8 protein-coding genes are annotated in these 12,672 nt (G+C 64.7%); 5 read left to right on the top strand and 3 right to left on the bottom strand.

Going from position 1 to position 12,672, the window contains the following annotated elements; genetic code table 11:
- The first annotated feature begins 228 nt into the window (after positions 1-228).
- The 3 genes from mexE to IAE39_RS27225 are packed head-to-tail and all read left to right on the top strand — an operon-like array spanning position 229 to position 6,074.
- Positions 229-1,470: a multidrug efflux RND transporter periplasmic adaptor subunit MexE gene (gene mexE, locus IAE39_RS27235; RefSeq protein WP_201207587.1), complete on the top strand. Its 1,242-nt coding sequence runs from the start codon at positions 229-231 to the stop codon at positions 1,468-1,470.
- 12 nt (positions 1,471-1,482) lie between these two features.
- Complete coding sequence (locus IAE39_RS27230; protein ID WP_201207586.1) at positions 1,483-4,662, top strand: efflux RND transporter permease subunit; 3,180 nt, start codon at positions 1,483-1,485, stop codon at positions 4,660-4,662.
- Complete coding sequence (locus tag IAE39_RS27225) at positions 4,659-6,074, top strand: efflux transporter outer membrane subunit (protein ID WP_201207585.1); 1,416 nt, start codon at positions 4,659-4,661, stop codon at positions 6,072-6,074. Before IAE39_RS27230 ends, IAE39_RS27225 begins: the two co-directional genes overlap by 4 nt.
- 535 nt (positions 6,075-6,609) lie before the next feature.
- On the opposite strand, the gene IAE39_RS27220 is transcribed toward IAE39_RS27225, so the two are convergent.
- From IAE39_RS27220 to IAE39_RS27210, 3 genes are all read right to left on the bottom strand, one after another.
- The gene (locus IAE39_RS27220) at positions 6,610-7,584 is read right to left on the bottom strand and encodes a biotin-dependent carboxyltransferase family protein (RefSeq protein ID WP_201207584.1); all 975 of its coding nucleotides are present in this window, start codon (positions 7,582-7,584) and stop codon (positions 6,610-6,612) included.
- Positions 7,581-8,468: a 5-oxoprolinase subunit B family protein gene (locus IAE39_RS27215; RefSeq protein WP_201207583.1), complete on the bottom strand. Its 888-nt coding sequence runs from the start codon at positions 8,466-8,468 to the stop codon at positions 7,581-7,583. The genes IAE39_RS27220 and IAE39_RS27215 overlap by 4 nt, the downstream gene beginning before the upstream one ends.
- Before the next feature lie 86 nt (positions 8,469-8,554).
- The gene (locus IAE39_RS27210) at positions 8,555-9,313 is read right to left on the bottom strand and encodes a 5-oxoprolinase subunit PxpA (protein ID WP_201207582.1); all 759 of its coding nucleotides are present in this window, start codon (positions 9,311-9,313) and stop codon (positions 8,555-8,557) included.
- A 120-nt stretch (positions 9,314-9,433) separates the two neighbouring features.
- On the opposite strand from IAE39_RS27210, the gene IAE39_RS27205 reads away from it, so the two are divergent.
- Together IAE39_RS27205 and treS are read left to right on the top strand one after the other, a co-directional pair.
- The gene (locus IAE39_RS27205) at positions 9,434-10,351 is read left to right on the top strand and encodes a LysR family transcriptional regulator (RefSeq protein ID WP_012272494.1); all 918 of its coding nucleotides are present in this window, start codon (positions 9,434-9,436) and stop codon (positions 10,349-10,351) included.
- 190 nt (positions 10,352-10,541) lie between these two features.
- Positions 10,542-12,608, top strand: a complete 2,067-nt coding sequence (gene treS, locus IAE39_RS27200) for a maltose alpha-D-glucosyltransferase (protein ID WP_201207581.1) — start codon at positions 10,542-10,544, stop codon at positions 12,606-12,608.
- The last annotated feature ends 64 nt before the right edge of the window (positions 12,609-12,672 follow it).

Genomic DNA, 12,672 nt, shown 5'->3' with positions numbered 1-12,672 from the left:
ACGTAGGAGCGGCTTTAGCCGCGAAGCGCCGCGCGGGCGGCGCTCGATCTTCCAGGCGCTGCAAATGCCGTGACGAACACCTTCTGCCCTCCCCCAACCATGCCTCCAATCGATGATTGATCCACACATATCATTCAGCGTGATATTAACCTTCGTCCCGTTCGATTCGTGCCTCACGCGCAACACACTCACACTCCGCCCACTACTAATACATTGGCGGAGTTCTCCATGGAACAATCTCTCAAACCCTTGCGCTTCCCCCTCGCTGCCCTGGCAGTGGTGGTGATCAGCGCTTGCGGTCGAACCCCAGACGCCGTGCAGGCTCCCGCCGCGCCCAAAGTCACCGTGGCCAAGGTGATCGAGCAACCGATCAACGAATGGGACGAGTTCACCGGCCGCCTCGAAGCCCCGGAAACCGTTGAAGTGCGCCCACGGGTCTCGGGCCAGATCGACCAGGTGGCCTTCACTGAAGGCGCCCAGGTCAAGAAAGGCGACCTGCTGTTCCAGATCGACCCGCGCCCGTTCCAGGCCGACGTACGCCGCCTCGAAGCCCAGCTGCAACAGGCCAAGGCCACCGCCATCCGCAGCGCCAACGAAGCCCGCCGTGGCGAGCGCCTGCGTGACAGCAACGCCATTTCCGCCGAACTGGCCGAATCGCGCAGCAGCGCCGCCGCCGAAGCCCGTGCCGGGGTCGATGCGATCCAGGCCCAGCTCGACCTGGCCCGCCTGAACCTCAGCTTCACCCGCGTCACCGCGCCTATCAGCGGCCGGGTCAGCCGCGCCGAGTTCACCGCCGGCAACATCGTCAGCGCCGATGTCACGCCGCTGACCAGCGTGGTCTCCACCGACAAGGTCTACGCCTACTTCGACGCCGACGAGCGCGTGTACCTCAAGTACACCCAGCTGGCGCGTGAAGGCCAGCGCGGCCAGAGCACCCCGGTGTACCTGGGCCTCACCAACGAAACCGGCAACCCGCACCTGGGCCAGATGAACTTCGTCGACAACCAGGTCAACCCGCGCACCGGCACCATCCGTGGCCGTGCGGTGTTCGACAACCGCGACGGCCAGTTCACCCCGGGCCTGTATGCGCGCCTGAAGCTGGTCGGCAGTGCCCAGTACGACGCCGTGCTGATCAACGACGAAGCCGTGGGCACCGACCTTGGCAAAAAGTTCGTACTGGTCATGGACAAGGACAACAAGGCCGCCTACCGCGCCGTCGAGCTGGGGCCGAAGCTGGAAGGCCTGCGCATCGTGCGCAGCGGCCTGGGCAAGGACGACCGCATCGTGGTCAAGGGCCTGCAGCGCGTGCGCCCTGGTTCGCCAGTCACTCCGGAAGAAACCGCCATGGCCAGCGAACAGACCCTCGCCGCCCTCGCCCAGCAGCGCCAGGCCCTGGAGGCCAGCAACCCGGCGCCGAAGGTGGCGGGCAACAATGTGAAAGTCGCCAGCGCCCAGGCGCCACGCGGTTAAGGGACCACACCGATGAACTTCTCGAAATTCTTCATTACCCGGCCGATCTTCGCCGCGGTGCTGTCACTGGTGCTGCTGATTGCGGGTTCGATCTCGCTGTTCCAGCTGCCGATCAGCGAATACCCCGAAGTGGTACCGCCGACCGTGGTGGTGCGCGCCAACTTCCCGGGCGCCAACCCCAAGGTCATCGGCGAAACCGTCGCCGCGCCGCTGGAGCAAGCCATTACCGGCGTGGAGAACATGCTGTACATGTCCTCCCAGTCCACCGCTGACGGCAAGCTGACGCTGACCATCACCTTCGCCCTGGGTACCGACCTGGACAACGCCCAGGTGCAGGTGCAGAACCGCGTCACCCGTACCCAGCCCAAGCTGCCCGAGGAAGTGACCCGTATCGGTATCACCGTCGACAAGGCCTCGCCCGACCTGACCATGGTCGTGCACCTGACCTCGCCGGACAACCGCTACGACATGCTCTACCTGTCCAACTACGCCATCCTCAACATCAAGGACGAGCTGGCACGCCTGGGCGGTGTCGGCGATGTGCAGCTGTTCGGCATGGGCGACTACTCGCTGCGCGTGTGGCTGGACCCGAACAAGACCGCTTCGCGCAACCTGACGGCCAGCGACGTGGTGGCCGCCATCCGTGAGCAGAACCGCCAGGTCGCCGCCGGCCAGCTGGGCGCCCCGCCCGCCCCCGGCTCGACCAGTTTCCAACTGTCGATCAACACCCAAGGCCGCCTGGTCAACGAGGAAGAGTTCGAAAACATCATCATCCGCGCCGGTGCCGATGGCGAAATCACTCGCCTGAAAGACATCGCCCGGGTCGAGCTCGGCTCCAGCCAGTACGCCCTGCGCTCGCTGCTGAACAACCAGCCAGCGGTGGCCATCCCGATCTTCCAGCGCCCAGGCTCCAACGCCATCGAGATCTCCGATGAAGTGCGGGCGAAAATGGCCGATCTGAAGAAGGACTTCCCCGAAGGCATGGACTACAGCATCGTCTATGACCCGACCGTGTTTGTCCGCGGTTCCATCGAGGCCGTGGTACATACCCTGTTCGAAGCCCTGGTGCTGGTGGTGCTGGTCGTGATCCTGTTCCTGCAGACCTGGCGCGCCTCTATCATCCCGCTGATGGCCGTGCCGGTATCGCTGATCGGCACCTTTGCGGTGATGCACCTGTTCGGCTTCTCGCTAAACGCGCTGTCTTTGTTCGGCCTGGTACTGGCCATCGGTATCGTGGTGGATGACGCCATCGTCGTGGTGGAGAACGTCGAACGCAACATCGGGCTTGGCCTCAAGCCGATGGAAGCCACGCAAAAAGCCATGAGTGAAGTGACCGGGCCCATCATCGCCACGGCGCTGGTGCTGTGCGCCGTGTTCGTACCTGCTGCGTTCATTTCCGGCCTGACCGGGCAGTTCTACAAGCAGTTCGCCCTGACCATCGCCATTTCCACGGTGATCTCGGCGTTCAACTCGCTGACCCTGTCGCCCGCCCTGGCTGCGGTACTGCTCAAGGACCACCACGCGCCCAAGGACCGTTTCTCGCGGGTGCTGGAAAAACTGCTGGGCAGTTGGCTGTTCGCGCCGTTCAACCGCTTCTTCGACCGCGCCAGCCACAGCTACGTCGGCGGCGTGCGCCGGGTCATCCGCTCCAGCGGCATCGCCCTGTTCGTATATGCCGGCTTGATGGGCCTGACCTACCTGGGCTTCTCGTCCACCCCGACCGGGTTCGTGCCGGCCCAGGACAAGCAGTACCTGGTGGCCTTCGCCCAACTGCCTGACGCCGCCAGCCTCGACCGCACCGAGGCGGTCATCAAGCGCATGAGCGAAATCGCCCTCAAGCAACCTGGTGTGGCTGACTCGGTGGCCTTCCCTGGCCTGTCGATCAACGGCTTCACCAACAGCCCGAACAGCGGCATCGTGTTCACCCCGCTGAAACCGTTCGACGAGCGCAAGGACCCGAGCCAGTCGGCTGCAGCCATTGCTGCCGCGCTGAACGCCCAGTTCGCCGACATTCAGGACGCCTACATCGCGATCTTCCCGCCACCGCCGGTACAAGGTCTGGGCACCATCGGCGGCTTCCGCCTGCAGATCGAAGACCGTGGCAACCTGGGTTACGAAGCGCTGTACAAGGAAACCCAGAACATCATCGCCAAGAGCCACAACGTGCCGGAGCTGGCGGGCCTGTTCACCAGCTACCAGGTCAACGTGCCGCAGGTCGATGCCGCCATCGACCGGGAAAAGGCCAAGACCCACGGTGTGGCGATCAACGATATCTTCGACACCCTGCAGGTCTACCTGGGTTCGCTGTACACCAACGACTTCAACCGCTTTGGCCGGACTTACCAGGTCAACGTCCAGGCTGAACAGCAGTTCCGCCTCGATGCCGAGCAGATCGGCCAGTTGAAGGTGCGCAACAACCTCGGCGAGATGATCCCGCTGGCGACCTTCCTCAAGGTCAGCGACACCTCCGGGCCGGACCGTGTGATGCACTACAACGGCTTCATCACCGCTGAAATCAACGGTGCCGCTGCCCCAGGCTACAGCTCCGGCCAAGCCGAGGCGGCAATCGAGAAGCTGCTGAAAGAGGAACTGCCCAACGGCATGACCTTCGAGTGGACCGACCTGACCTACCAGCAGATCCTCTCGGGCAATACCGCGCTGTTCGTGTTCCCGCTGTGCGTGCTGCTGGCCTTCCTGGTACTGGCGGCCCAGTACGAAAGCTGGAGCCTGCCGCTGGCAGTGATCCTGATCGTGCCGATGACCCTGCTGTCGGCCATCACCGGGGTCATCGTGTCGGGTGGCGACAACAACATCTTCACCCAGATCGGCCTGATCGTACTGGTGGGCCTGGCGTGCAAGAACGCGATCCTGATCGTCGAATTCGCCAAGGATGAACAGGCCAAGGGCCTCGACCCGCTGGCAGCGGTACTGGAAGCCTGCCGCCTGCGTCTGCGGCCGATCCTGATGACCTCGATCGCCTTCATCATGGGTGTGGTGCCACTGGTGTTCAGCTCCGGTGCAGGTTCCGAAATGCGTCATGCCATGGGTGTGGCGGTGTTCTCGGGGATGATCGGCGTGACCGTGTTCGGCCTGTTCCTGACCCCGGTGTTCTTCTTCCTGATTCGCCGTTTCGTCGAGCGTCGTCAGGCCCGCAAGGCCGAACACGCGCCAGTGCTGGAGAAGCATGCATGAAATTGCTCAAACCCCTGACCCCAAGCCTGCTCGCGCTGGCCCTGGCGGCCTGTGCAGTAGGCCCGGACTACCAGGCCCCAACCACCGAGCCTGCACAGTTGAGCAGCGATGTACAGGCCAAGGCCTATGACCGTAGCCGTTTCGAGAGCCTGTGGTGGAAGCAGTTCGACGACCCGGTGCTGAACCAGCTGGTGCAGGCCTCGCTGGACGGCAACCGTGACTTGCGCGTGGCCTTCGCCCGCCTGAAGTCGGCACGCTCGATCCGTGAGGACGCCGAGAACGATCAGTTCCCGGTGGTCACCAGCCGCGCCAGCAGCGACATCGGCAAGGGCCAGGTCCCCGGCCAGACTGACCAGCGGGTGAACAGCGAACGCTACGACCTGGGCCTGGACATGGCCTGGGAGCTTGACCTGTTCGGCCGCATCCAGCGCCAGATCGAAGCCAGCGAAGCCCAGGAGGCGGTGGCTGCCGCCGACCTGCAGCAGTTGCAGGTCAGCCTGATTGCCGAGCTGGTCGATGCCTACGGGCAGCTGCGTGGCGCGCAACTGCGCGAGAACATCGCCCTGGCCAACCTCAAGACCCAGCAGGAATCGCGCACCATTACCGAAACCCTGCGTGATGCCGGCGTGGGCAACGACCTTGACGTAGTGCGGGCCGATGCCCGCCTGGCCGGGGTGGAAGCTACCGTACCGCAACTGCAGGCCGAACAGGCGCGGGCGCGGCACCGTATCGCCACCCTGCTCGGCCAGCGCCCCGACGCGCTCAGCGTAGACCTGTCGCCCAAGGCCTTGCCGGCCATCGCCAAGGCGTTGCCGGTAGGTGACCCGGGCGAACTGCTGCGTCGCCGCCCGGACATCCGCAGCGCCGAACGCCAGCTGGCAGCCGCCACGGCCAACGTTGGCGTGGCCACCGCCGACCTGTTCCCCCGCGTCAGCCTCAGCGGCTTCCTCGGTTTTACCGCCGCGCGTGGTTCGCAGATTGGCTCTTCGGCGGCCAATGCCTGGGCGCTGGGCCCAAGCATCACTTGGGCGGCCTTCGACCTGGGCAGCGTGCGCGCCCGCCTGCGCGGGGCCAAGGCCGATGCCGAAGGGGCGCTGGCCAATTACGAGCAACAAGTGCTGCTGGCCCTGGAAGAATCGGCCAACGCCTTCAGTGATTACGACAAGACCCAGCAGCGGCTGTTGTCGCTGATGCGCCAGAGCGATGCCAGCCGCAAGGCGGCGGAACTGGCGTCGATTCGTTATCGCGAGGGTACGGTGGACTACCTGGTGCTGCTCGATGCCGAGCGTGAGCGGCTGAGCGCTGAAGACGCGCAGGCCCAGGGCGAGGTCGAGCTGTACCGCGGCATTGTCTCGATCTACAAGGCCCTGGGCGGCGGCTGGCAACCGGAGACCGTGGCCAGCGCGCGCTGATACACCCCGTTTCAACGACTCCTTTGGTTGGCTCCTCCCCCAACCGTTTGCCCTGCAGGCCTTGGTTTGCGGGGCTTTTTTATGCGCGGACTGTGAGAGCGGGTTCATCGAGGCGTCGAACCGCTGCGAATGCGATGGCGTCGGCAACGGTGCACGGCCGGTGGTCATTGGCCGGCAGGACCGGCCCTTTCGCGGGTAAACCCGCTCTCATAGAACTGCACATAACTCACCGAATTAGCAGGGACCCTGTGGGAGCGGCTTCAGCCGCGAACACCGGCGCAGCCGGTGCCATGCACCGCGTTGGATTCTTCGCGGCTAAAGCCGCTCCCACAGGGTATGCGGACCGCTTGCGAACTCAGTTCTCTGCGCGACAGCGCAGCCCAAAGGGCTGGGCGATCTCCTACAACGAACGTGCGGCCCATGTAGGAGCGGGTTCATCGAGGCGTCGAACCGCCGCGAATACGGTAGCGGCGGCAACGGTGAACAGCCGGTGGTCATTGGCCGGCAGGACCGGCCCTTTCGCGGGTTAACCCGCTCATGCACCGAACAGCCTGCCCAGGCAGCCGAGCTTTTTCTTGTACGAACGCCGCGCCTCCAGCGCCTGCTCCATGCTCACTTTCAGGAAGCGCGCCTGCTGGTTCGGTTGCATCTGCCCGATCAGGTCCAGGTCGGCGCTGATCACCGTGCCGATCATGGCGTAGCCCCCTCCCGACACGGCATCTCGGTGCAGGATGATGGGCTCCAGCCCGGCCGGCACCTGGATCGAGCCGATCGGGTAGCAGCTGTCGACGATGTTCGAAGGGTCCGAGCCGGCACCGAACGGCTGCTCCCGCGGCTGGAAGCTCAAGGCGCTGCCGCCCTTGTAGCGGTAACCGATGCGGTCGGCTTCAGAGCCGACGGTCCAGGCCTGGGTGAAAAAGCTCTGTGCCGCAGCCTCGGTCAGGCGGTGGAAGTACAACCCCGGCACCACCCGCAGCACTACTTCACCGCCCAAGGCCTGGCGCAAGGCCATCGGCAGGCTTGCGCCAGCGCGGGTCTTGCCACTGGGCATACCGACCGGCAACAAGTCGCCGGCCATCAACTTGCGCCCATGAAAGCCTCCCAGGGCCCCCAGCGCGTAGGTCGAACGGCTACCCAGCACCTCAGGCACATCGATACCACCAGCCACGGCCAGATAGGCCCGCGCGCCAGCCGTAGGAAAGCCGAACCGCAGCACCTGCCCGGCACGCACGGCAAACGCCGTGTCCGGGCGCTGTTCACGGCCATCGAGCAGCGCCGGCATCTGCGCACCGCATACGGCCACCAGCGCATCCTGCTGAAACTCAAGCTCCGGCCCCACCAGCGCACACTCCAGCCCTGCCGCACCCGCCGGGTTACCCACCAGGTGGTTGGCCGCGCTCAGCGCATACTGGTCCAGCGCGCCGGACGGCGGAATGCCCAGGTGGTAGTAGCCTTCACGGCCAAGGTCCTGCACGGAAGTCGCCAGGCCCGGTTTGAGTACCTTGATCATGCCAGCACCTCCTGCAACGTTTTCGGGTAACCGACCGGGTCGGCGAGGAAGGCGTCCAGGGAAAACTCCACCGGGCGAATACGCAGGTCGAAGCGGCCCTCCTCCACATCCGCCACCGCCTGGTCATAGGCACGGCGGTCGATGGGCTTGAACTGCACGATGTCACCCGGGCGGAAAAACACCATGTGCTCCTTGAGGTAATTCAAGGTCTGCTGCGGGTCGTAGATCGGCGCCGGGGTAACGCCGAACATCTGGTAGCCCCCGGCTCCGCGCACCGAGTAGATGCAACCGAAGCAACCGCCATGGCCGAGGGTGAGCTTGGGGGTGTCGGTGCGCGGGCGCAGGTACTTGGGCACCTGCAACTGCCGCTCGCGCTCGACCATCTGGAACATGAACGGCAGGCCGGCCACGAAGCCGACCATCGACACGAACCACGGCGCGCCGCTGTGCGCGGCAATGAACGCCTCGACATCGGCCAGGCCATTGATGCGTGCGGCGTACTCAAGGTCAGTACTGGCCGGGTCCTGGTGGCGGTCACGAAAACGCATCAGCGTTTCGTGGGTCCAGGGGTCGTTGTACAGCACCGGGATCTCGATGATCCGCGTATGCAGCGAACGCTCGGCCACCGCCTGCGCTTCGGCGCCGCGCACGGCGTCCAGCAGGGCTGCGGGGGCAATGCGGTCAGGGTCGAAGCGGATCTGGAACGAGGCGTTGGCCAGGCACACATCCAGCACGCCGTCCAGGGCCAACCGCTCCACCGCGCGGGTGACGGCCATGCCCTTGAAGAAAGCTTCCAGCGACATGCTCTCGCTGACTTCGGCAAACAGGTGTTCGTCTGCGCCGAAGCTGTAGCGGATGGGGGTTGTAGCAAGCGATTCGGCCATGACTGTTCCTTTTCTTGGAATCTTTATAGAAAGGCAGGCAAAAACTACATACACAGGCTCCGGCTTGTATCCGCCAGATGCCTCACTCAACGTGGCGCACGCACCACGATGCCGGCCATGTCCAGCGCCTTGCGCGTGGCCTCGACCAGGTCGAGTGCGCCCGGGGTGTCACTGTGCAGGCAGATGGAATCGAACGCGATGGCCAGGTCCTGGCCTTCAACCGTGCGCACCACACCCTGCTGGCAAGCGCGCAACACACGCTCGGCAACGGCCTGTGGCTGGTAGCCCCGCACATTGCGGGTGAACACGATCGAGCCGCTCAGGTCGTACTCGCGGTCGGCATAGAACTCGCGAACCACCGGCTGGCCCAGTTCCTGGGCAATGCGGCAGATCACCGACCCGGGCATGCAGAACAGCAGCAACTCAGGCTCGACGACGCGCAAGTTTTCTACCAGCAATCGCGCGGCCTCCTCATCGCGCGCCAGGTGCATGTACAGCGCACCGTGCGGCTTGATGTGTTGCAGGCGCACCCCTTGGGCACGGGCCATTTCACGCAGGGCGCCGAGTTGGTAGAGCATGTCGTCGACCAGTTCCTGAGCCGGCGCATTGATGTGCCGGCGGCCAAAGCCGACCAGGTCACGGAAGCCCGGGTGTGCACCCACGGCAACCCCCAGCGCCTTGGCCCGCTCGACGGTACGGCGCATGGTGCCCGGGTCGCCGGCATGGAAGCCGGTGGCAATGTTGGCGCTGCTGATGTAGCCCATCAGCTCGTTGTCGACGCCGTCGCCGATCGTCCACGGGCCAAAGCCCTCACCCATGTCCGAGTTGAAATCCACTGCTTGCATTGCGGCATCTCCTGGCACTTGTGGCTGCATGCAAGCCACGTTAGATTCTCCGCACCCCCTTGGGAAGATCTATAAAAAGATAGGGTGTCTTCGGAAAAACAGATACCTTGGGAGCCTACCGTGTCACTCACCCTGCGCCAGGTCCGTTACTTTGTCGCCACTGCCGAAATCGGCCAGATTTCCCAGGCGGCGATCCACCTGAACATTTCCCAGTCGGCGGTTACCACGGCGATCAAGGAACTGGAGGCAATGCTCGGCGTACTGCTGTTCCAGCGCTCGGCCCAGGGCATGAGCCTGACCGAGGCTGGCCGGCATTTTCTGAACCGTGCATACGTCATCCTGCGCAGCGTCGACGATGCCTTGAACAGCCCGCTGCCGGACGTGCGCGCCAGTGGCTTGCTGCGCCTGGCAGCCAGCTATACGGTGATCGGCTACTTCCTGCCGCACCATTTGCAGCGCCTGGAGCACTGGCACCCGGACGTGACCCTGGAGCTTTACGAGCAGGAGCGCAGCGCCATCGAGCAAGGCCTGCTGGAGGGGCGTTTCGACATGGCGGTGGTGCTCACCGCCAACCTCACCCACCCGGACATTGTTTCGGAAACCCTGTTCAACTCCGAGCGCCGGCTGTGGTTGCCCGGGCATCACCCGCTGTGCGAGCGCTCGGCGGTGAGCCTGGCCGATGTGGCGTGTGAGCCGTTCATCCTGTTGACGGTGGATGAAGCCGAGCAAAGTGCCATGCGGTACTGGGAACAGGCAGGGCAACGGCCAAGCGTACGGGTGCGGACCAGTTCGGTGGAGGCCGTGCGCAGCATGGTCGCCAATGGCAGTGGTGTGGCGATCTTATCGGACCTTGTGCATCGGCCTTGGTCGCTGGAAGGCAAGCGCATCGAGACAGTGACCATCAGCGACCCGGTGACGCCGATGAGCGTGGGGTTGGCCTGGCACCGGGAACGGGCGTTCAGCCCGGCGATGCAGGCGGTGCGCAATTACTTCCATGATGCGTTTCTGGCGCCGCAGCAGTTGTCGGCTCGGCGCTGAGGGTGTGTTTGCAGGTCGGGCCTCTTCGCGGGTAAACCCGCTCCCACAAGGATTACCACAGGTCTGAAAATTGTGGGGTCCTGTGGGAGCGGGTTTACCCGCGAAGAGGCCATCACAGTTCTCCACCGAACCATCAGCCACCACAGCCGTCATAACCTGAGCCGGTGCCGACACGCAAAGAGGACGCGAAATGACCCAGCCCGACCCGTCATACGTCAAATGGCTCGAAGACCGCGCCATGCTCAAGGCCTCCCAGGACCGCACCAGCCTGTACTCAGGCCAGTCGCGGCTGTGGCAACAACCCTACGCCGAAGCGCAGCCTCGCCGCGCCACGGAAATCGCCTCGGTCTGGCTGACCGTCTACCCCGATGCGATCATCGCCCCCGACGGCTGCTCGGTGCTCGGCGCACTGGCCCATGAGGCGCTGTGGAAGCGCCTGTCGGAAATCGGCATCCAGGGCCTGCACACCGGCCCGATCAAGCGCTCTGGCGGCATTCGCGGCCGTGAGCTTACCCCCAGCATCGACGGCAACTTCGACCGCATCAGTTTCGACATCGACCCGCTGTACGGTAGCGAGCCGGAGCTGGTCCAGATGAGCCGCATGGCCGCGGCACACAATGCGGTAACCATCGACGACCTGATCCCTTCGCACACCGGCAAGGGCGCCGACTTCCGCCTGGCCGAGATGGCCTACGGGCCCTACCCGGGGCTGTACCACATGGTCGAGATTCGCGAGGAAGACTGGCCGTTGCTGCCCGAAGTGCCGGCCGGCCGCGATGCGGTCAACCTGCTGCCGGCCCAGTGCGACGAGCTCAAGGCCCGCCACTACATCGTCGGCCAATTGCAGCGGGTGATCTTCTTCGAGCCGGGGGTAAAGGAAACCGACTGGAGCGCCACGCCGCCGATCACGGGCGTCGACGGCAAGACCCGGCGCTGGGTCTACCTGCACTATTTCAAGGAAGGCCAGCCATCGCTGAACTGGCTGGACCCGACGTTCGCCGCCCAGCAGATGATCATCGGCGACGCGCTGCACGCCCTGGATTGCCTGGGTGCGCGCGGCCTGCGCCTGGACGCCAACGGCTTTCTCGGCGTGGAAACCCGCGCCAGCGGCACTGCCTGGTCGGAGAGCCACCCGCTGTCGATCGTCGGCAACCAACTGATCGGCGGCATGATCCGCAAGGCCGGCGGTTTCAGCTTCCAGGAACTGAACCTGACCCTCGACGACATCGCGCAGATGTCCAAAGGCGGCGCCGACCTGTCCTACGATTTCATCACCCGCCCGGCCTACCAGCATGCACTGCTGACCGGAGACACTGAATTCCTGCGCCTGATGCTCAAGGAAATGCACGCCTTCGGCATCGACCCGGCTTCGTTGATCCACGCCCTGCAGAACCACGACGAGCTGACCGTCGAGCTGGTGCACTTCTGGACCCTGCACGCCCATGACATGTACCTGTACAAGGGGCAGACGCTACCTGGCGGGATCCTGCGCGAACATATCCGCGAGGAAATCTACGAGCGGCTGTCGGGCGAGCATGCGCCCTACAACCTGCGCTTCGTCACCAATGGCATCGCCTGCACCACCGCCAGCCTGATCGCTGCCGCACTGGGCATTCGTGACCTTGAACAGATTGCTGCGGCTGATGTCGAGCTGATCCAGAAGGTGCACCTGCTGCTGGTCATGTACAACGCCATGCAGCCCGGGGTGGTGGCGTTGTCCGGCTGGGACCTGGTCGGCGCCCTGCCCTTGCCCGCCGAGGCGGTGGCCGAACGCATGCTGGACGGCGATACCCGCTGGATTCACCGTGGCGGTTATGACCTGGCCGGGCTAGACCCGCACGCCGATATGTCGGTGCGCGGCATGCCGCGTGCCCGGGCGCTGTATGGCAGCCTCGACAGCCAGCTGGAGAACGGCGACTCGTTCGCCTGCAAGGTGAAGAAGCTGCTTGCGGTGCGCCAGGCCTACGGCATTGCCACCAGCCGTCAGGTGCTGGTGCCCGAGGTCAGCAGCCCGGGGTTGCTGGTGATGGTGCATGAATTGCCGGCCGGGCGCGGTATCCAGATCAGTGCGCTGAACTTTGGCCAGGAAGTGATTGCCGAGGAGCTGCTGTTGAGCGGGTTCACACCGGGGCCGGTAGTGGACATGATCAATGAAACCGTCGAAGGCGACCTCACCGAGGATGGCCGGTTGCTGGTCAACCTGGACCCTTATGAGGCGCTGTGCCTGCGGATCGTCAACAGCAGTGGGCATGTCTGACCTCCGCGGATTGTTGTAGGAGCGGCCTTGCCGGGGCGCCGGACCGGTCGGATGGGCTGCGCAG

The sequence above is a fragment of the Pseudomonas sp. S37 genome (genome assembly GCF_016658545.1).
GTDB lineage: Bacteria > Pseudomonadota > Gammaproteobacteria > Pseudomonadales > Pseudomonadaceae > Aquipseudomonas.
This window is presented reverse-complemented; position numbering and strand designations above follow the sequence as displayed.